Genomic DNA, 20,548 nt, shown 5'->3' with positions numbered 1-20,548 from the left:
GCGAGCAGGCCCTCAAACCGCCGGATCCGGCGCGCGGTCCGCGCGGTCCGCCCGGTCATCGAGCGTCCCCGGCCCGTCCTCGATCCCGGCGAGCGCCATCAGCTGCTCGGGGGTGATCCCCTCGGGTATCGGCACCGGCGGCGGCGTCCGCAGCGGGGGCTGCCAGCCGGCCTCGGGGTCCCAGCGGCGGACGATCCTGGCGGGAGCGCCCGCGACCACCGCGTGATCGGGCACGTCCCCCCGCACCACCGCGCCGGCCGCGACCACCACATTGCGGCCCAGCCGGGCGCCGGGCAGGATCACCGCTCCCGTGCCCAGCCAGCTGCCGGACCCGATCTCGACGGGCGCCGAGCGCGGCCACTGCTTGCCGACCGGCTCGTGGGGGTCGTCGTAGGAGTGGTTGTCGCTGGTGACGTACACATAGGGGCCGGCGAAGATGTTGTCGCCGAAGACCACCGGCGCCGAGGCCACCACGTGGCTGCCGCGGCCGAGCACCACGCCGTTGCCGAGCCGCAGGACCGGGTCGGGGCCGAGGTCCAGGTCCGGCATCATGCCCGCGGTGAGGGTCACCTGCTCGCCCACCACGCAGTGCTCCCCGATCTCGATCCACTGCTCGCCGAAGACCGTGCCGAGCGGGAACGCCAGCCGCGAGCCCGTGCCGAAACTGCGGAAGTGGTAGGGGCCGGGGCGCTGCGCGGTCACCGCGCCCGCGTTCTGCACCCACCGCCATCCACGGTGGACCAGACGCGAGGCGGTGCGGCGGCGCCAGGCCGCCCAGGAGGAGAACACGTTCTCGTTCTTCGGCACGGGATCACCGTATACGGTGCCGCCCGCCGGTGAAGTCCCGGCTGTGAGGCCGCGTGTGAAGAGGGGATCCGGCCGTACGGAGGAGCCGCGCGGACCGCCGCGGCTCCTCCGGGTGTCAACGCCCGGCGGAGCCGGTCATGGCGGCGAGTACGGAGTGCCGGTCCTCGCCGGGCCGCTCGTCCAGCGCGGTGGCCAGCCGGCCGGAACCGTAGTGCCAGCGGTGGTCGAGGTCCGGGTGCACCCGGTCGACGAGCCGGATCTCGCTGTCGCTGCCGAGGAGCCCCTTCAGCTCGGCGGCCAGCTCGGGCCAGCCGACATGTCCGCTCACCGCGTTGGCCACCCCGTGCACCGGGGTGCCCAGGCAGTCAGTGACCGCGCGCGCCAGGGCGGCGGCGTGCACCCATGGGGCGCCGTACCAGTCGTGGCCGGCGGTGCCAGGCCGCGGCAGGTCGATCGGCTCCCCGGCGAGGGCCGCCTGGTAGAGCAGCCCGGTCGCGCCCCAGCGCAGCTGGTCGCGCAACCGGTCGTGCGGGCCCCAGACGATGGGCGAGCGCACGACGCTCGCCCCGCCCCGGCCGCCGGTGCCCGCCGCCCGCATCAGCAGCTGCTCGCAGTCGAGCTTCGCCTGCCCGTACGCGCTCAGCGGCCGCTCGGGCGCGGATTCCTCGGCCACCCGCGAGCCGGTGGGCCGGCCGTAGGCGTCCACGCTGCTGACGAAGACGAACGGGCCGCGGTTCCAGGCCTCCACCATCGCGGCCATCGCCGCCACGTCCACCTCTGGACGGGTGAAGGTGCAGGCGGCGTGGATCACCGCGTCCGCCCTCCCGACGGCGGCGCGCAGCCCGTCCAGGTCGGTCAGATCGCCCTCGACGACCTCCACGCCCTCCCCCGCGACCAGGTGCGCCGACTCGGGCCGGGACAGCGCCAGCACCGGCCGTCCCCTGGCGGCCAGTTCGCGCAGGACGAAGGCGCCGACACCGCCGGTGCCGCCGGTCACCAGGACCGTGCCCTCACGGGTCCGCCGGGTGCGGGTCGCCGGTGTGCCGGTCGCGGCCGCCAGCCGTTCCCGTTCCGTCTCCCGCGCGTCCAGCAGCGCCGCGATCGCTCGCGGAGTGCGGTGCTCCATGACGTCCAGGCCGGTCAGCGGCAGCTTGAGTCCGGTGCGCAGCCGCTCGGCGAGCTGTACGGCGATCAGCGAGTGGCCGCCGAGTACGAAGAAGTCGTCGTCAGCGCCGGGGACGCGGCCCAGCAGTGCCGCGAACGCCGCCGTCACCGCGTCGGCACGGACACCGCTCGGTGCGGGCGCGGCCGGGGCGCCGGGCAGCCGGGCCGTGTCCAGGGTGCCGTCGGCGGTACGGGGCATCGCGTCCAGCAACGTCACCGCCGCCGGGACGAGTTCACGGCTCAGGCCGGCCCGCAGGTGCGAGCGGAGTTCCACGGGCGAGGGCCCGCCCGTCCCGCGCAGGACGGCGTAGGCCAGCAGCGGTCCGCCGGCCGGGACCGGCACGGCGGCGTCGGCCACCAACGGGTGTGCGCGCAGCAGCACTTCCGCCGGATGACCGTCGGTGGCCGGGGTGCCGGCGGCCGGGAGAACCGGCGGACTGCCGGGCAGCCGGGACAGCCGGAGCTCCGGGTCTGCGGCGACCGCGGCCAGCAGTCCGGCGAAGCCGTCCGCCAGCCGCTCCCCCGCCGCGTCGTCGAGGGCGGCCCTGCCGTACTGGACCAGACCGGTGGGACGGCCGGTGTCGGACAGGCCGAACGACAGGTCGAACTTGGCCTCGCCGAGCGCCACGTCGACCGGTTCCGCGGCCAGACCGGGCAGCCGGAGCGCGGTGGGCTCGCCCAGCACATCGGCGGTGACCCGGACCAGCGGTGTTCCGCCGGCGTCCCGGGCGGCGGCGCCGAGCCGCTCCAGGACCAGGTCGAACGGCACGTCACGGTACTGCTGTGCCTCCAGCAGGGCGTCCCGCACCCGGTCCACCAGCGTCCCGAACTCCGGGTCGCCGGACAGCTCCACCCGGATGGGCAGGGTGTTGACGCACAGACCGACCAGGCCGCGCATGGCGGCGCCCTCGCGGTGGGTGCCGGCGCAGCCGATCACCAGGTCGTCCTCGCCGGTGAAGCGGTGCAGTGCGGCGAAGGCGGCGGCGAGAGCCACGGTGAACAGGGTGGCCCGGTGCCGCAGGCCCAGCTCGCGCAGAGCGGGCAGCACCTGCTCGTCCAGCGGCGTGCTGTGCACGGCGGCGGGCCGCGCGGTCAGGTCGGCGGCGGGCAGCGCGGGGCGGGGCAGGCGCAGCGGGACGGCGCCCGCCAGCCGGTGCGTCCAGTGCGCGAGCCCTTCGTCGAGCCGGCCGGCCGCTGCGTGCTCGCGGACCGCGAAGTCCGCGTACTGCGGCGGCCGGGTCAGCTCGCACGGGGTCCCGCCGACGGCCGCCGCGTACAGCTCGGCCAGTTCGGCGGCAACGGTCTCCAACGACCCGCCGTCGATGCTGATGTGATGGAACGTCACCAGCACGGTGTGGTCCTGCGGACCGTGCCGCAGCGCCAGGGCGCGCGGCAGGGGGCCGGCGGCGAGGTCGAACGGGCGGCGTGCCTCCTCGGCGAGGGCGGCCAGGCCGTCACCGACGGCGTCGAGCACCGGCACGGCGATCGCGTCCGGTGCGGGAAGCGTCTCCTGGTACGGCTCGTCGCCGTGCTGCCCGTAGCGCGTGCGCAGGATCTCGTGGCGCTGGACGAGCGTGGTCAGCGCGGTGCCCAGGGCGTCCAGGTCGAGCGGCCCGCGCAGCCGGGTGGCGAACGGCACGCTGTACAGCGAGCCGCCCTGGCCGAGCCGGTCCATCAGCCACATGCGGCGCTGGGCGTGGGACAGCGGTGTGGGCCCCTGGCCACGGGCGGCGGCCGCCGGTTCGGCCGGGCGGGCGTCCTTACGGGCGCGGGCCCGGCGCAGCAGCTCTTCCTGCAGGGCGGCGGAGCTGGGGTGGGTGTCAGTGGCCATCGGTGTCCTCCGGCGCGTCGGGGTGGAGATCGCTGTGGTTGGCCAGCAGGGCGCGTTCGACGAGCGCGGCGTGGCCGGCGACGGTGGGAGCGGCGAAGAAGTCGGGCAGCGACAGCGTCACTCCCAGCTCCTCGCGCAGGTCGTCCGTGACGATCAGCGCGAGGAGGGAGTGGCCGCCGTAGGCGATGAAGTCGGCGTCCGCCCGGGCCACTTCGCAGCCGAGGGCGTGGCTCCACACCTCGGCGACGGCCTGCTGGAGCGGGGTCAGCGGCTCCGCACGGTCCTCGGTGACGGTGACACCGCGCAGGTCGGCGAGCGCGCGGCGGTCGACCTTCCCGGACACGGTCAGCGGGAGCCGCTCCACGAAGGTCAGCTCGTCCGGGACGAGGTGCGCGGGCAGCTGTTCGGCGAGCCGGGTCCGCAGGGTCTCGGCGCGGGGCACGGGTCCGGGCGCCGCCACCACGAAGGCGGCCAGCCGGGCGTCGTCCGCCGCGGGCCGCCGTACGGTGACGGCGGCGTCGTCCACCTCGGGCTGCTCGCGCAGCAGGTGCTCGATCTCGCCCGGTTCGATCCGGAAGCCACGCACCTTGACCTGGTCGTCGGCGCGGCCGTGGAACTCCAGCACGCCGTCCTGACGGCACGAGACCAGATCGCCGGTGCGGTAGAGCCGGCCCAGCGAGGCGTGCTCCACGAACCGCTCGGCGGTCAGCTCCGGTCGTCCCGCGTAGCCGTTCGCGAGCCGGCTGCCGCCGATCCACAGCTCACCGCGTGCACCGTCCGCGACCGGCCGGCCCGCCTCGTCCAGCACATGGGCCGTGGCTCCCGCGCACGGGCGGCCGATCGGCACCGGTCCTTCGCAGTCCGCGTCCGTGACGCGGTGGGTGGTGGCGAAGGTCGTCGTCTCGGTCGGGCCGTAGCCGTTGACCAGTTCCAGCCAGGGGAACGCACGCAGTACCGCGCGGGCCTGCTGGGCGGCCATCGCCTCACCGCCCACGACGACGGTGCGCAGCACCGAGAAGAGCCGGGAGCGGCGGGCGGCGAGCTGGTGGAAGAGTGCGGTGGTGAAGAAGGCGACGGTCACGCCGTACCGCTCGACGTGCTGCGCGAGGTCCTCGAACGACGGCCGCTCGGTGGTGCACACCACGACGGAGGCGCCGTTGGCGAGGGCCGCCCACACCTCGAAGGTCGAGGCGTCGAACGTCGTCGGCGAGTGGAACAGCACCCGGTCCCGGGCGGTGACGGTGACGTAACTCGGGTCGGTGACGAGTTCGGCGATGCCGCCGTGCGTGACGGTCACGCCCTTGGGCAGGCCGGTGGAGCCCGAGGTGAACAGGACGAGCGCCGTCGCGTCCGGGCCGGTGTCGGCGGCGGGTATCTCCTCGCCGGACAGCAGCGGGTCCTCGGGCAGCGCCAGCGTCACTCCGGTACCGGCAGCGGACGCGAGCAGCTTGCTGTCGCCGACGGTCAGCGTCGTCCCGGAATCGGCGAGCATCGCCTCGGTACGGGGGCGCGGGTGCGCCGGGTCGAGCGGTACGCAGGCCGCGCCCACCCACCACAGGGCGAGCTGGGTGACCAGGGTGCGGGCCGAGCGCGGCATCAGCAGCGCCACCCGGTCGCCGGGGCGTACCCCGTAGGTGTGCAGGTGCGCGGCCAGACAGCGGGCGGAGGTCACGAGCTGCCGGTACGTCAGGGTGGTGTCGCCGTCGACCACGGCCAGCGCGTGCGGGGTCCGTTCGGCGTGCCGGGCCACCAGGGCGGGCAGGGCGGTCACGGGATTGTCCTTCCGGTCGTCGGGGATCTTCCGGGCGTCGGAGATCCGCGGGGAGGCGGCCGTCATCTCAGACCACCGCCGGTGACGCGGCCGCGCGGCGCTTGTCGAGCACAGCGGCCACCGCGCGCAGGTCCGGCTGCCGCAGCACCTCGGGTGCGCGCAGCCTGGTGCCCGTCTCGCGCTCGATGGCGGCCAGCAGCCGGGCCGCGATGATCGAGGTGCCGCCCACCGAAGTGAAGGCGTCCTCCAGCGCGGCGTCCGGGCGGTCGAGCAGGTCGCGGACCACCCGCAGGACGAGCCGTTCGCTGTCCGTCGCGGTGTCGTCCGGAGCGACGGAGCCGGCGGTCGGGCCGGACGCGGCCGCCTCACCGGCGAGCAGCGCGGCGCGGTCCACCTTGCCGTTGGCGTCCAGCGGGAAGGCCTCGACGATCCGTACGGTCGAGGGGACCGCCTGCTCGGGCAGCCAGACCCGGACCGCCGACAGCAGGGCGTCCGCGGTCGGGGCGGCGCCGGCCGACGGCAGCACGAACGCCACCAGCCGGGTGCGGCCGTCGGCGGAGCGGGGCGCGGTCACGACCGCGCTGCGTACGTCCGGGTTCTGCTCGAACGCGGCCTCCACCTCGGCCGGTTCGATCCGCACACCGCTGATCTTCACCTGGTCGTCGAGCCGGCCGAGGAATTCCAACCGCCCGTCGTCCAGCATCCGCACCCGGTCCCCGGTGCGGTAGAAACGGTCAACGCCCGGTGCGTCCAGCCCCTCGGGCGGTGCGGTGAAGCGCCGGGCCGTGAGCTCCGGGTCCAGATAGCCGATCGCCAGACAGGCGCCGCCGATGAGCAGTTCCCCCGTCTCGCCGCGGGCGGCGATGCGACCGTCCTGACCCGCGACGACCACCGTGGTGCCGGGGAGCGGGGAGCCGATCGGCGGCGCGGTCGCGTCGTCCGGCTCGTTGTCGGTGGGCCGCATGGCGTGCGTGGTGGTGATGACGGTGGCCTCGGCCGGCCCGTAGGCGTTGTGGACGGTGGCGGTCACGTCCTGGCCGGGCCGGCGGCGCATCCGGTCGCCGCCGACGACGAGATGACGCAGTGGCAGATCCTGCGGCCAGGGCCGGTCCAGCACCGGCTCCGCCATGGGGGTGGCCGCGACGCAGACGGTCACCGCGGCGTCCCGCCACCAGTCCGTGAGCTCGGCGGGGTCCCAGCGGACCGCGTCGGGAGCGGGCACCAGCGCGGCACCCGAGGTCAGTCCGGCCCACAGCTCCAGTACGTGCGGGTCGAACGCGACGCCGATCAGCAGGGACTGCCGGTCGCCGGGGGCCAGGCCGGTCTCGGCGCGGTACCAGTCGAGCAGCGTGGCCAGGGCGGGCTCCGCCACGGCGAGCGCCTTGGGGCGGCCGGTGGATCCGGAGGTCAGTACGGCGTAGAACGCCTCCGGCGGTGCCGGGCGGGCGCCGGCCGCGGGCGGGGCGAAGGCGGCGACGACCGTGGCCGCGGCGTTCGTTCCCTCGGCGGGCAGCGGCAGTTCGATCCGCTCGGCGGCCTGGTGGTGCGCGGGCAGTACGGCGGGGTCGCCGATCAGGCAGACCACCGCGACGTCCTCGGTGACCGCCCCGATGCGGCGCTCGCCGGGGCGGGGGCCGAGCGGCAGATAGACCGCGCCGAGCCGGGCCAGCGCGATCGCGGTGACGGCGAGCGCGGCCGAACGGTCCAGGCAGACACCGACGATGTCGCCGGGACGTACCCGGCCGTCGAGTGCGCGGACGAGTTCATCGGCCGCCTCGTCCAGCTGCCGGTAGCTCCAGGTGTGGCCGCCGTCCACCACGGCGGGGGCCTGCGGGGAGCTGCGGACCCAGTCCTCGTAGCGGGAGAGCACGCCGGAGGCGGCGGTCGCGGGGAGCACCGCGCCGTGTGCGACGCCCGGCAGGACGGTCGGCGTGCCGGTGATCGTGGCGGTGGTCGTGGCGTCGGTGTTCATGTCCGTGATCAGGGTGTTCGTCATCACGACTCCTTCGGCGTGGATGCGGCGGCGTACGCGGCGACGGGCGAGGGGGCGAGCGAGTCCAGGGCGCGGGCCTGGTCGGCCAGCACCGGGTTGCGGAACAGCAGCCGCAGCGGCGGCCGTTCGCCGAGCCGCGGCTCCAGCCAGGCCGCCAGATGCGCGGCGAGCACGGAGTGCCCGCCGATCTGGAAGAAGTGCGAGGACGCGGTGAACCGGCGGTGGCCCAGCACCTCGCTCCAGCCCTCGGCGAGCAGCGCCAGCACCGGGTCGGCGGCGAACGCGGCCGGGTCCAGGTCCGGGGCGGCCTCGTCCGCGGGGGTCGCGGGCTCCAGCGCGGCGGCCAGCCGGGCCAGCGCGACCCGGTCGGGCTTGCCGCCGGCCAGCGTGGGCATGGCGTCCAGCCGCGCCCAGCGGCCGGGGACGAGCGCGCCCGGCAGCCGGTGGCTCAGCTCGAGGTGCATCGTCTGCTCGTCCCACGGCTCCCGGTCGTCGGCGCTCTCCAGGAAGCCGACCAGCCGGGGTCCGCCGGCCGCCTCGCGGTCCAGGACGACCGCGCAGGACCGGCCGCCGAGCACGGCGGAGGCGGCGGCCTCCACCTCCTCCAACTCGATGCGGTAGCCGCGCAGTTTGATCTGGTTGTCCCGCCGTCCGAGGAAGTGCAGGAGCCCGTCGCGGCCCCGGTGGCCGAGGTCGCCGGTGAGGTAGACCCGCTCGCCGCCCAGCGCCGGGATCGTCACGAACCGTGCCGCGGTCGCTTCCGGGTTGCCGACGTAGCCCTCGGCCAGACCGGCTCCGGCGATGGCCAGTTCACCGACCGCGCCGGCCGGCAGCGGACGGAGTGCCGTGTCCAGGACGTGGATCCGCTCGCCGGGCAGTTCGGTGCCGAGGGGGATCTCGGCGCCGTCCGCCAGGTTCTCGCGGGTGATCTCGTGCACGGTGGAGCTGATCGCCGCCTCGGTCACGCCGTAGACGTTGAGCACGGCGGCGTCGGTGTCGGCCAGGAACGAGCGCATCGCGTCGGCCGGGATGCGCTCACCGCCGAGCACCAGCAGTCGCGGTGCCCAGCGGCGGTCGCGCAGCGCGGGCCGCAGGTCCTCGCGGGTGGCGAGGAAGTAGCTGGTGGGCAGGTTCGCGACGGTGACCCGGGCGGCGGCCAGCAGCTCGGCCAACTCCGCCCCGGTGGGCACTTCCCGCTCCGGTACGACCAGGCAGGCACCGGCGTACAGCGACGGAAGGACCTCTTCGAGTGCCACGTCGAACGACGGCTGGGCGAAGAGCAGCACCCGGTCGCCGGCCGCCAGCGCGAACCGGTCGGCGGCACCGGTCAGATGGTTCTCCAGCGCGGCCCTGCCCACGGCCACGGGCTTGGGGATGCCGGTCGATCCGGAGGTGTGGATGATGTACGCCGCACCGGGCACCACCGCGGCCGGGCGCGCGGCCGGGTAGGAGCCGGCGTCGAGCGCGGTCACCTGGAGGCCGGCGGGCAGCGTCACCCCGGCGGCGGCGGAGGTGAGCACGAGCGCCGGACCCAGCCGGTTCAGCAGCAGTTCCAGCCGGGACTCCGGGTCGGACGGGGAGAGCGGGCAGTACACCGCGCCGGTCCGCAGACAGGCCAGCAGCGCCACCACCGAGTCGGCGCCGCGCGGCAGCACGACGGCGACCGGCTGACCGGCCGTCACGCCCGCCGCCAGCATCCGCCGCGCGACCGCGGCGACCTGCTCGTCGAGGTCCCCGTAGGTCAGCCGGCGGGCGCCGATCAACAGCGCGGGCAGCGAGGGGTCGTGGGCGGCGGCCGGGTCGAGCGGATCCCGGCCGGGGGACGCGGCGGGCTCGGCCGGCACCGGTACGGCGGCGGGTGCCGGGAGCGCGAGGTCGGCGAGCAGGGTGCCGGGAGCGTCCAGATAGGCGCGCAGCAGGTCCAGGAAGCGCTCGGTGAGCAGCTTCGCGGTGTCCTCGCCGAAGAGGTCGGCGTCGTAGTCCCAGACCAGGGTCATGCCGCGTGCGCCGTGCCGGGGGCTCACGCCGCGCCGGTCGTCCGGGAGCAGCACGACGTCGAGGTCGAAGCGGGTGGTGCCGGTGTTGAACCCCTCGAAGAGCGTGACGTCCAGACCGGGCACGTCGATCTCCGGCAGGGCGGCGTCGTGCGCGCTGAACATGACGCTGAACAGCGGGTTGTCCGCACCCGAGGTGTGCAGGCCCAGTGCGCGCGTCAGCTCCTGGACCGGCACCTCCTGGTGCGGCAGGGCACGGAAGAGGGTGTCGGTCACCTCGTCCATGGTGTCCTCGGCCGGGGCCGCCGGGTCCAGCCGCAGCCGCAGCGGGATCGTGTTGACGAACATGCCCACGGCGCCCTCGAAGCCGCGCGGGCGGTTGCCGACGGCGGTGCCGACGACCATCTGTTCACGGCCGCTGTGCCGGCGCAGCAGTTCGGCGAAGAGCCCGAGCAGCGTGGAGAACGGGGTCAGTCCGCGGTCCAGGGTGTGGGCGCGCAGCCGCTCCGTCAGGTCCGCGCCGATCGACTGGCGCAGCTGCCCGCCGTGGTGCCGGCGCCGCGCGCCGGGCCGTGCCAGACCGGGCAGCGGCATGTCGAAGGAGGCGTCGCGCAGTTCGGCCGCCCAGTACTCCAGGCTCGACCGCCGCTCCGCGGTCGCCCGGTCGTCGTCCGCGTCGAGGGAGCGTACGTGGTCGACGTAGGAGATGGCGGGCGGCAGCGCGGTCGGCTCACCGAGGACGTGGGCGCGGTAGACGGTGAAGACGTCGCCCAGCAGGATCGCGAAGGAGTGCCCGTCGTGGATCAGGTGGTGCTCGACGTGGATGAGCCGGTGCTGGTCGTCGGCGAGCCGGGCCAGCGTCCAGCGCAGCAGCGGCGCCTGGTACGTGTCGAGCGGGGTCTCCGCCTCGGTGCGGAGCAGCCGCGCGAACGCGGCCTCGGGGTCCGCCTCCCCGGTCAGGTCCACGGTGCGCAGCCGCGGCTCGCAGAGGTCCACGGCGCGCTGCATGGGCATCGAGCCGGGGACCGCCACGAGTTCCAGCCGCAGTCCGGGGTGGCGGTCGAGGGCCGCGGCCAGTCCGCGGCGCAGCGCCTCGGTGTCCAGCGTGCCCCACAGGTCGAGGGAGGCGGTGAAGTTGTAGGCGCGGCTGCCGGGCTGCACTTGTTCGTGCAGCCAGACGATCTCCTGCGACGGAGAGAGGGGGAGCATCGGCGATCCCTGGGGTTGTCGGGTCGGTGTCTTCGGGTGCGGGCGGAGGCACGGTCGTGCTTCCGCCCGCGGTTCACCGGCCGGTCCGCGGATCACGCGGTCCGGGCCGGCGGTACTGGATCAGGGCGTCACAGCCCTACGCCGTGACGGGCGGGACTGCGGGACGTGGCGCGCCGCTTCGGCTGCGGCTGCTGTGGCTGTGAGTCCTGCTGTGGCTGTGGCTGTGGCTGTGGGTCAGCCGACGGGGACGTCGGCCCGGACGGGGGCGCGTACCGCGTCGCGGAAGGCGGCGAACCCGTCCTGGGCCGCGGCGTCGTCGAGCACCGTGCGGTCCCACACCATCCGGATGTGGAGTTCGGATCCGTGGGTGACGGAGACCGCGAACGGGGCGCGCACCTGCCGGCCGTCGATGTGCACCTCACGGCCCTCCACCCCGCCGAGCCGCAGCGCGGGACGGCGCCGGGCGTCGTCCACCGTCAGCAGCCCGTCCAGCCGGCCGGACCACTGGGAACCGGCCGAGCGGGCGGCGTGCACCACTTCGTCGAAGGGGGTGTCGGCCCGGTCCAGGTCGTCCCACCACTGGGTGGCCGTCTCGTCCGGGGCGTGCGGGACGTCGACCGTCGCGGCCGGGAAGACCACGGTGTTGAGGAAGCAGCCCAGGACCGGCGGTGCGCCGGCCGGGCGGCCGCCCCACGGGTAGCCGATCGGCAGCACGTGGCCGGGCCCGTACAGCACCCGGGCCGCGGCCCGGCAGGCGTCGAGCAGGGCGGGGAACGGTACGCCGGACGCGGGTGCGGGCAGCCGCAGTTCGGCGGCGCCGGTGGGCCGGGAGCCGGTGACGGGGGTCCGCGGCGGGAGCTGCGGGGCCCGTTCGTGCACCACGCGCAGCCGGTCGCCCCAGTACTCCAGCGCGCCGGCGGATCCCGCGCGCTGTTCGGCGTCGAGCTGCAGCTGGACCGCCTCGCGGTAGGCGGCGAGTTCCGCGGCCGCCTCGGCGGGCTCCGGGCCCGCGGATCCCGGCTCGTCACGGTAGGCGGCGGTGAGTTCCTCGACGATCCGGGCGAGGGACTGGCCGTCGCACGCGGTGTGGTCCAGGACGACGGCGAGCACCTCGTCCCCGGCGGCCGGCCCGTCCTGGACCAGGTACAGCCGCAGCGGCGAGCCCTGCGCGGTCCAGCCGGCCAGGACCCGGCGCAGCGCGGTGGCCGCGTCCTCGCCGGGGGCGCGGACGACGTGTTCCACCGGTACGTCGGGCTCCGTCAGACGGAGCACGGGGGTGCCGCGCAGCACCTCCGGGCGGGCGCGCAGCACGGGGTGCAGGGCGGCCAGCCGGTTCGCGGCCGCGCGCAGCCGTACCGGATCCACGGTGCCGCCCGGGAAGGCGAAGAACATCGGGACGATGTCGGGCCGGCCCGAGGGGTCCATGGCGCGCACGAGCACGAAGCGCCGCTGGGCTCCGGTGACGGGCAGGAGGGAGGTACCGCCGTCGTCGGCGGCAATGCGCTGGTAGCGGGCCAGGTACTGGCCCGTGATGGTTCGGGGCATGTGATCCTCTCTGACGTGGCAGGGCGGTTCGGGACGGAGCGGTTCGGGACGGAGCGTTCCGTGACGTGCCGGTTCCGGGCGTGGCGGTTCCGGGCGTGGTCGGGCCGGGCGATGGGTCCCGGGTCCGGCCGGATGCCCGACCGGGTCAGCTGACGGAAGCGGACTCGCTACGGCCGGCGGAGGCGTCGGAGCCGCCCGCGACGGCGTCCTCGAGGTCGTCCGGGGCGGCCGGCAGATCGCGCATCCGGCGCAGCGGGGACAGCAGCAGCCGCAGCGGTACGACGAGGAACCCGATCGCGCAGACCCACAGGGCGGCGCGCGCCCCGAAGCCGTCGGCCACGGCGCCGCCCACCAGGGCCCCGAGCGGCAGCGTGCCCCACACCAGGAACCGCAGGGTGGCGTTCATCCGGCCCAGGAGCCGGGGCGGGCAGAGCGTCTGACGGAAGCTCACCTGGGCGACGTTGTAGACGACCGCGCCGAAGGAGACCACTCCGGAACCGACGGCGAACAGCACGGCGGCGGCTCCCCGGCCGGACAGCGGCCACAGCAGCGCGAACGGGCCGGTCACCAGGGCGGACAGCCAGATGATGCGGGCCTGGCCGAGCCGGGCGGCGAGCCTGCCGGCGCAGAGCGCACCGGCGAGTCCGCCGGCGGCGGACGCGGAGAGCATCAGACCGATGGCGGCCGGCTGCAGCCCGATCACCCGTACCAGGAAGATGGTCTGAGTGGCCATCAGCATCGCGGTGAAGAAGTTGCTCAGGCCGGTGCTGGTCGCGATGACGCGCAGCAGCCGGTGGCCGAGCACGAAGCGCAGCCCCTCACCGATCTCCTTGCGCAGCGAAGCGCCCGGCACCGGTTCCGGCTTGCTCTCCGGCTTGTCGATGCGCGACAGGAACAGTGCCGAGACGACGTAGCCGATCGCGTCGGCCCCGATCGCCAGATGCGCCCCGACCAGCTGTACCAGCCCGCCGCCGAGGCCGGGACCGGTGACCTGGGCGGAGGAGCGGACCGTCTCCAGCGCTCCGTTGGCCGCCATCAGCTGTTCCCTGGGCAGGAGTTCGGGGAGATAGCTCTGGTCGGCCACATCGAAGAAGACGGTCGCGGCGCCGGTGACCAGGGCGACGATGTACAGCTGCACCATCGTCAGGACGTCGGCGACCGCGGCCAGCGGGACACTCGCCATGGCGAGCGCCCGCACCATGTCGGCGCGGATCATCAGCGAGCGCTTGCGCATCCGGTCGACCAGCGCCCCTGCGGGCAGGCCGATCAGCAGGAACGCGGCGGTCTCCGCGGCGGTGAGCAGCCCCACCTGGAACGCGGGCGCCTTGAGTTCGAGGACCGCCACCAGGGGCAGCGCGACCAGGGTGACCTGGGCACCGACCTGGCCGGCCGCGGCGCCGGCGAGCAGCAGACGGAAGTCGCGCATGCGCAGCGGGCCGCTCGACGCGGTTCGGGGTAAAGGGGACATGTGCCAGACCTTCACCGCAAACGCCGTTAACAGTCAAAGCGCAAAGAACACTTTCGGTCGAATCTTTTGCACTACCTCCACTAAATCAGCAAATCTTCCGTCGGATCCGGGCAACCTCGGGATGAACTATGCACGTTGGGGCCCCGCGACAAGAGGATCGGACAGCCCCCGCACGGCCGTGGCCGGACGATCACCGGCAACGCGCCAGGAATCGCACCTCTGACCGAAAACAGTCCCTGCCCCGCTTCGATGCCGTATGCACCTACCGACCCGTCGCCGGGACCGGCCCGTCATATACCGTGCTGCTCGACAGCGAAGGCGCGGATGCGAGGGTGGATTCCATGGCGGAGCGGGCACTGGTTGCCGATGTGGCGGGGCGCAAGCCCCAGGTGGATCCGGCGGCGTTCACCGCGCCCACCTCGGTCGTCGTCGGCGACGTCACGATGGCGGCCGGCTCCAGCGCCTGGTACCACGCGGTCCTGCGCGGCGACTGCGAGTCGATCAGCATCGGCGCCGACAGCAACATCCAGGACAACTGCTCGGTGCACGCGGACCCCGGGTTCCCCGTCGTGGTCGGCGAGCGGGTCTCGGTGGGTCACAACGCGGTGCTGCACGGCTGCACCGTCGAGGACGACGTACTGATCGGCATGGGCGCCACGGTCCTGAACGGCGCGCACATCGGGACCGGTTCGCTGGTCGCCGCGGCCGCGCTCGTACCGCAGGGGATGCGCGTACCGCCGGGGTCACTGGTGGCCGGGGTGCCGGCCAAGGTGCGGCGTGAGCTGACCGCGGAGGAGCGGGAGTCGGTGCTGCTCAACGCCGCGGGTTATGTCGAGCTCTCCCGCGCCCACCGGGCCGCCTTCGAACCGGCCGCTGAAGAGCCGGTCGGAGAAGAGCCGGCCGGGGAACCGGCCGACGGGGCCTGAGCGGCCCGGTGCCCGGTCCGCCGGGCCCTTCGCGAGGTCACTCGCCGGTGGGGGCCACCACGGCTTCGGCGGTGCCTTCCACCGGCGTTCCCGGCGTCGCCGATGCGTCCGCCTCCGGCGTCTCATCCGGTGTGTGGGCCTTGGCACGCCGCTGGACGAAGAGGAACGAGGCGATCCCGAACAGCACGGCCGCCGCCAGACCGAAGTAGCCGAACCGCTTGATCCACGGTTCCGCCACCACACCGACGTTGTAGATGACGGCGGTGGTGCCGCCCGCCCAGACGATGCCGCCGAGGGCGTTCGCGATGAGGAACTTCCAGTACGGCATCTTCAGGACGCCCGCCAGCGGGCCGGCGAAGATCCGCAGCAGCGCGACGAAGCGGCCGACGAAGACCGCCCACATGCCCCAGCGCTCGAACGACCGCTCGGCGGTGGCGACATGGCCGGGCGAGAAGTGCTTGGGGAACTTCCGGCCGAGCTTGTCCAGCAGCGGTTTGCCGCCCTTGCGGCCGATCGAATAGCCGATGGAGTCACCGATCACCGCGCCCGCGATGGCGCAGGCACCGACGATCCACGGGTTGATCGTGCCCTGCGAGGCCATCAGTGACGCGGTGACGAGGACGATCTCGCCGGGCAGCGGGATGCCCAGGCTCTCGATCCCGATGACCAGCCCCACCACCAGGTAGACGGCGAGCGGCGGAATCGTCTCGATCCATTCCTGCACGTGCACTGCCGAGTCCTCCCCTGGACACCATCCGGACCGTGCGCCGCGGCCCACGTCAGTGAAGCCTAACCGAACCGCTCCGCACGGCAGTGCGGCCGGCGGACCGCTCCCCCGGCCTCTCTCACCACAGGTCGGGGTCGGCCAGGAGCCGCTCCTGCGCGCGGGCCGCCAGCGCGGGATCCGGCTCCGGGGCCAGGTCGGAGTGCTTGACGGACCAGGCCGCCACGTACGGGCACAGCGGTACGACGGCCCGGCCCTCCGCGGCGGCCAGCTCGTACAGCGCCCCGGCGAGCGCGCCCGCGATGCCCTCCCCCTGGTGTCCCGGCTCGACCACCGTGTGCACGGCGACCAGCGCGCTCCCGCCACCGGTCCCGTCGTCCTCCAGCACGAAATAGTTGATCCGGCCGATCAGTTCGTCCCCGGCCCATGCCCCCAGGCGGCCCACCGCCCGCTCGTCACGAATGTCCATGCCCTCCATCATGCGCGACGGGGCGCCCGGTGCGCGGTACCGGCGGGGCGGACGGCGGCGGGGCCGAAGCGGGCGCGGGCGCGGTCGGCGGCGGCCTCGATCAGCCGGGACTTGTCGTCGCCCGGTTCCAGGCTCAGCTGCCGGGCGGTCAGCTCCTCCGCCAGCAGGCCGTCGGCGCGCAGCGAAAGGGTGCGGACCCGGGCCCGCTGCAGGCCGAGCGCGTCGTAGAGCTGGTAGGCGGTGGTCCGCAGCACCGCGCTGTGCCCCGACGACTCGTGCAGGGTCCGGGTGCGGGTCGTCGTCGAACGGTCGGCGTAGCGGACGGTGAGGGTCAGGGAGCGGGCCGCCTGGCGCTCGGTGCGCAGCCGGGCGCCGAGTTCCTCGGTGAGCGACAGCAGCGCCCGGCGGTGCCGCTCCGGATCCAGCTCGTCCTGTCCGAAGCGCCGTTCACCGCCGATGGAGCGGGCGGGGGCGCCCCGGACGACCGGCGTCGGGTCGATACCGCGGGCCCTGTCGTACAGCCGCCGGCCGGCGGTCGCGCCCAGTGCGCGCTGCAGGGTGCCCAGCGGGGTGGCGGCGATGCGTCCGACGGTGTCCAGCCCGTAGCCGGCCAGGGTTTTCGCGGAGGCGGGTCCGATGCCGTCCAGCGCGGCGGCCGGCTTGTTCCGCAGGAAGTCCTCGACGGCCGGCCCGTCACCGCTCAGCACCCGGACCGCGCAGGCGGGGCCGTCCGCGGCGGCCATCCGGGCCAGCAGCGGGTTGGGTCCGACGCCGATCGTGGAGTCGACGCCGTGCAGGGCCAGGGCCCGCACCCGGATGAGCTGGGCGAGGCCGGCGGCGTCCCGGTCGAAGTACCGCAGCGCGCTGCGGACGTCGGCGAGGGCCGCGTCGGGTGGCAGCGCCTGGACGACCGGGGTGATGCCGCGGAGCAGGTCGAGGAGCATCTCGTAGACGTCCTCGTGCGGCACGGAGCCGGCGGGCGCGTGGAGGTGGACATAGAGGATGTGCGGCACCGGACCGGCTCCCCCATCGACCGGGTGAGCGGCCCGACCGGCTGGGTGGCGGCTCATCCTGCGCTCCCCTGGCTGGAGTGCCACAGCTTTCTGCTGGGGGCGGTGCGGTCGCCGGGCGGCTGGAGGTCGGCCCAGGGGTGCAGCTCGGCGCCGGTCTCGTGCCGGATGCGCCGGCCGCCGACCGGATCGGCCGCGTCCGCGCCGGGGCGTGCGTCCGGGTCCGCGGTCGACCCGGCGGCCGCATCAGCCGTCGAATCGGCCGCTGGTCCGGCCGTCGGCTCCGCGAGACGGGCGGCGACCGCCGCGAGGCCGCCGTCCTGGTGCAGGTCGGCGAGTTCCGCGAGGTCCCAGGCGGCGGAGCCGACGACGCTGAAGGCGCGTTTCCCCCGCCGCTGGAGGGTGCCGCGGACCAGCAGCAGGCCGGAGTGGAACACCGTGTGCGCGGCCTGCTGGTGGCTGTCCTCGAAGAACGCCAGGTCCACGAGGCCCGACCCGTCGTCGAGCGTCACGAAGATGATCCGTTTCCCGGACGCGATCGGCGGCGTCTGGGTGGAGGCCCTGATGCCCGCGACGAGCACGGTCTCGCCGTGCCGCACCTCGTGCAGCCGCCGGGCCGGCGTCGTGTCCAGTTCCTCCAGCAGCGCGTGGTGATGCTCCATCAGATGCTGGGTGGTGTCCATGCCCAGCACCTCCAGTTCGGCGCCGGTCCGCTCACCGGCGTTCATGTCGGGCAGCCCGGCCGGGACCGCGGACTCCTGTGCGGCGAGCGCGAGCTGTCCGCCGGGTACGGCGGCGCGTCCCTGCCGGTGCAGTTCGGAGACCTGGAGCAGCAGGTCGCGGCGGGTGAGCCCGGCGGCCAGCGGGTCGAGCGCTCCGACCTGGACGAGGCGTTCCAGCACCGGACGGGACGGCCTGGCCCGCTCCCACAGGTCCGCCGGTGAGGAGTAGGGCTGCCCGGCCTCGATCCGCCCGGCCTCGGCCTCCGACATGCCGCGTACTTCGGAGAGGGCGAGCCGCAACCCCCACTTATCAGACTCCAGTTCGATTACATAGGCGGAGCGCGACGCGTTCACGTCCAGCGGCAGGATCGGCACACCGTGCCGGCGCGCGTCCGCCAGGATCACCCGCTTCGGCCACATCCCCGGATCGTGTTCCAGCAGCCCGGCGTAGAGCGCCGCCGCGAAGTGCGCCTTCAGCCACGCCGACTGCAGCGCAGGAACGGCGAACGCGGCGGCGTGGGCGCGCGCGAAACCGTAGGCGCCGAACGCCTCCAGGATCCCCCAGACCTCGGCCAGCACCGCCGGCGCGTAGCCGTGCGCCGCCGCTTCGCGGTGGAACCACTTCCGCACCTTCGGCCGCCGGACGGGGTCGGCCAGACAGCGCCGCGCCTCCTCCGCCAGATCAGGCTCACAGCGGGTCAGCGCGGCGATGATGCCGATGATCTGCTCGTGCCAGATCGTCACCCCGAAGGTGTCCCGGAGCACCGGCTCCAGGTCCCGGTGCGGATACCGCGGCGGCCGGGTGCTGTGCCGCGCGGCGATGTACTGCTCCGGCATGCCCCCGGCGACCGGTCCGGGACGGAACAGGCTGATGTCGGCGACGATGTCGTCGACGGTGGTCGGCTGCAGCCTGGCCAGCAGGTCGCGCTGGCCGGGCGATTCCAGCTGGAACATGCCGAGCGTGTCCGAGGCGCGGATCAGCTCGAACGCCGCCGGGTCGTCCGGCGGCACCTGGGCGCGGTCCTCCAGATCGATGTCCCGGCCGGTGGCCCGCCGGATCTCGGCGGTGGCGTGCGCCATCGCCGACCACATGCGCACGCCGAGGATGTCGAGCTTCAGCAGGCCCATCGCCTCGACGTCCTCCTTGTCGAACTGACTCATCGGGAACGCCTCACCGCTGGTCGGCACCACCGGGGTGCGGTCCAGCAGGGACGCGTTCGACAGCAGGACGCCGCACGGGTGCATCGCCACCCCGCGCGGCAGCCCGTCCAGCGCCTCGACCAGCTCCCACAGCGGGCCGTACCGGTCCGCGTGGGCGGCGACCTCCCGCAGTTCCGGCAGTTCGGCCAGCGCCCCCCGCACATCGCGGGCCCGGATGTGCGGGAACGACTTCGCCAGCCGGTCGATCTCCCAGGGCGGCAGGGACAGCGCGGCCCCGGTGTCCCGGATCGCGTGCCGGGCGCGGTACGTCTCCGGCATCGCGACGGTCGCGATCCGCGCGGGGCCGAAGCGGCCGATCACCGCGCGGTAGACGTCGAGCCGGCGGGCCGACTCGGTGTCGAGGTCGATGTCCGGCAGGGAGTGGCGGCGCAGCGACATGAACCGTTCGAAGACCAGATGGTGTTCGAGCGGGTCGACGTTGGAGATGCCCAGCGCGTAGTTGACCATCGACCCGGCGCCGCTGCCGCGGGCCGCGACCCGGATCCCCAGGTCCCGGGCGTCGGAGACCACGGAGGCGACGGTGAGGAAGTACGTCTCGAAACCGAGCTTGCCGATGATCGTCAGTTCCGCGTCCAGCCGGCGCCGGGCGTCCGGCGCGTGCTCCAGGCCGCGCCGGGCCAGACCGGCTTCGGCGCGCTCGCGCAGCACCCGGCCGGCGGTGGCCGCGGTCGCCCCGGCCAGTTCGGGTTCCGGGAAGTGCGGCCTGCCCATGCCCAGATCGGCCTTCGGGTCGATCCGGCACGCGTCCGCCGTCTCCCGCGTCGCCGCCAGGAGCCGGGCGGCGCCACCGCGCCCGCGCCCGGCGGCCCCGGCGATCCGTTCCGCGGCCCGCGCCATGTCCTGCGGGCTCTTCAGCCAGCGCTGTCCGGAGTCCAGCCGGCGGCGGTCGATCGGCCGCAGCAGCCGGGCCGCGTCCAGCACGTCGGCCACCCGGTGCTGCGCGGGATCCGCGTAGCGGACCGCGTTGGTGACGACGGCGGGGATGCCCAGCCGGTCGGCCAGCCCCACCGTGTGCGCGGCGAGCCGCAGGGAGCCCGGTCCCGCACCGGGGATCCCGTGGTCCACCGCTTCCAGCCGCAGGTCCTCGCCGAACCGCTCGCGCCACGGTGCGAGCAGTCGCTCCGCGATGTCCGGACGGCCCGCGGACAGCGCCCGCACCGGCTCGGAGGCCGGTCCCAGCAGCACCGTCAGACCGTCGGCCGACTGCCGTTCCAGGTCCGCCCAGCGCAGCAGCGGGCGGTCGCCGCCCGCATGGGCGGCGCTGACCAGCCGGCACAGCGCGGCCCAGCCGGCCGCGTCCCGCGCCAGCAGGACGATCCGGGGCGCCGACTCGTCGATGTACGCGCCACCGCGCACCGGGGTGCGCCGCCGGGCGGGGGCGGTCCCGGGAGCCGGGCCGGGGACGGAGACGGGAGGGACGGGTTCGACGGCGAGGTCCACGCCGAAGACCGGGCGCACACCGCCCGCGGTGCATGCCGCCGCGAACCGTACGAGGCCCGAGACCGTGTCCCGGTCGGTCAGTGCGAGGGCGTCCATGGCGTGCCACGCGGCCCGCTCGGCGAGAGCCCCGGGGTGGCTGGCCCCGTAGCGGAGGGAGAAACCGCTCGCGGTGTGGAGGTGCGTAAACGACATACACGCCTCCTGCCGCTCATGTGCCCCCTGCCCCCGGTCCGACCCTCGGACCTGCCTCTTCA

12 protein-coding genes are annotated in these 20,548 nt (G+C 74.7%); 1 reads left to right on the top strand and 11 read right to left on the bottom strand.

Features of this window, described 5'->3' with window-relative positions:
• Nucleotides 1-12: 12 nt before the first annotated feature.
• From LNW73_RS30730 to LNW73_RS30700, 7 genes are all read right to left on the bottom strand, one after another.
• Entirely contained in the window at nucleotides 13-807 is a 795-nt protein-coding gene (locus LNW73_RS30730; protein WP_250992170.1) for an acyltransferase, read from the bottom strand.
• 115 nt (nucleotides 808-922) lie between these two features.
• Nucleotides 923-3,802 (bottom strand): condensation domain-containing protein, encoded by a 2,880-nt coding sequence (locus LNW73_RS30725; protein WP_250992169.1) that lies wholly within the window; start codon nucleotides 3,800-3,802, stop codon nucleotides 923-925.
• Nucleotides 3,792-5,639 carry an amino acid adenylation domain-containing protein gene (locus tag LNW73_RS30720; protein ID WP_250992168.1) on the bottom strand — a complete coding sequence of 616 codons (1,848 nt, stop codon included), beginning with the start codon at nucleotides 5,637-5,639 and terminating at the stop codon, nucleotides 3,792-3,794. Before LNW73_RS30720 ends, LNW73_RS30725 begins: the two co-directional genes overlap by 11 nt.
• 1 nt (nucleotide 5,640) lies before the next feature.
• A complete protein-coding gene (locus LNW73_RS30715; protein ID WP_250992167.1) occupies nucleotides 5,641-7,569 on the bottom strand; it encodes a non-ribosomal peptide synthetase in 1,929 nt (642 codons plus the stop codon).
• Nucleotides 7,569-10,769: a non-ribosomal peptide synthetase gene (locus LNW73_RS30710; protein WP_250992166.1), complete on the bottom strand. Its 3,201-nt coding sequence runs from the start codon at nucleotides 10,767-10,769 to the stop codon at nucleotides 7,569-7,571. The genes LNW73_RS30715 and LNW73_RS30710 overlap by 1 nt, the downstream gene beginning before the upstream one ends.
• 234 nt (nucleotides 10,770-11,003) lie before the next feature.
• Entirely contained in the window at nucleotides 11,004-12,314 is a 1,311-nt protein-coding gene (locus tag LNW73_RS30705; protein ID WP_250992165.1) for a non-ribosomal peptide synthetase, read from the bottom strand.
• Nucleotides 12,315-12,459: 145 nt separating this feature from the next.
• Nucleotides 12,460-13,782 (bottom strand): MFS transporter, encoded by a 1,323-nt coding sequence (locus LNW73_RS30700; protein ID WP_250992164.1) that lies wholly within the window; start codon nucleotides 13,780-13,782, stop codon nucleotides 12,460-12,462.
• Between the two features lie 341 nt (nucleotides 13,783-14,123).
• Between LNW73_RS30700 and LNW73_RS30695 the strand changes: the two genes are divergently transcribed.
• On the top strand, nucleotides 14,124-14,708 hold the full coding sequence (locus tag LNW73_RS30695; protein WP_250992163.1) for a gamma carbonic anhydrase family protein: 585 nt from the start codon (nucleotides 14,124-14,126) through the stop codon (nucleotides 14,706-14,708).
• 37 nt (nucleotides 14,709-14,745) lie between these two features.
• Here LNW73_RS30695 and LNW73_RS30690 read toward each other — a convergent pair whose 3' ends face one another.
• The 4 genes from LNW73_RS30690 to LNW73_RS30675 form a co-directional block, all read right to left on the bottom strand.
• A complete protein-coding gene (locus LNW73_RS30690) occupies nucleotides 14,746-15,438 on the bottom strand; it encodes a DedA family protein (protein ID WP_250992162.1) in 693 nt (230 codons plus the stop codon).
• A 115-nt stretch (nucleotides 15,439-15,553) separates the two neighbouring features.
• The gene (locus LNW73_RS30685; protein WP_250974423.1) at nucleotides 15,554-15,901 is read right to left on the bottom strand and encodes a GNAT family N-acetyltransferase; all 348 of its coding nucleotides are present in this window, start codon (nucleotides 15,899-15,901) and stop codon (nucleotides 15,554-15,556) included.
• 8 nt (nucleotides 15,902-15,909) lie between these two features.
• On the bottom strand, nucleotides 15,910-16,971 hold the full coding sequence (locus tag LNW73_RS30680; protein WP_285391850.1) for a DNA polymerase Y family protein: 1,062 nt from the start codon (nucleotides 16,969-16,971) through the stop codon (nucleotides 15,910-15,912).
• Nucleotides 16,968-20,486, bottom strand: a complete 3,519-nt coding sequence (locus tag LNW73_RS30675; protein WP_250992160.1) for a DNA polymerase III subunit alpha — start codon at nucleotides 20,484-20,486, stop codon at nucleotides 16,968-16,970. Before LNW73_RS30675 ends, LNW73_RS30680 begins: the two co-directional genes overlap by 4 nt.
• Between the last annotated feature and the right edge of the window lie 62 nt (nucleotides 20,487-20,548).

Origin of the sequence: Streptomyces sp. RKAG337 (genome assembly GCF_023701715.1) — a bacterium.
Lineage (GTDB): Bacteria > Actinomycetota > Actinomycetes > Streptomycetales > Streptomycetaceae > Actinacidiphila.
This window is presented reverse-complemented; position numbering and strand designations above follow the sequence as displayed.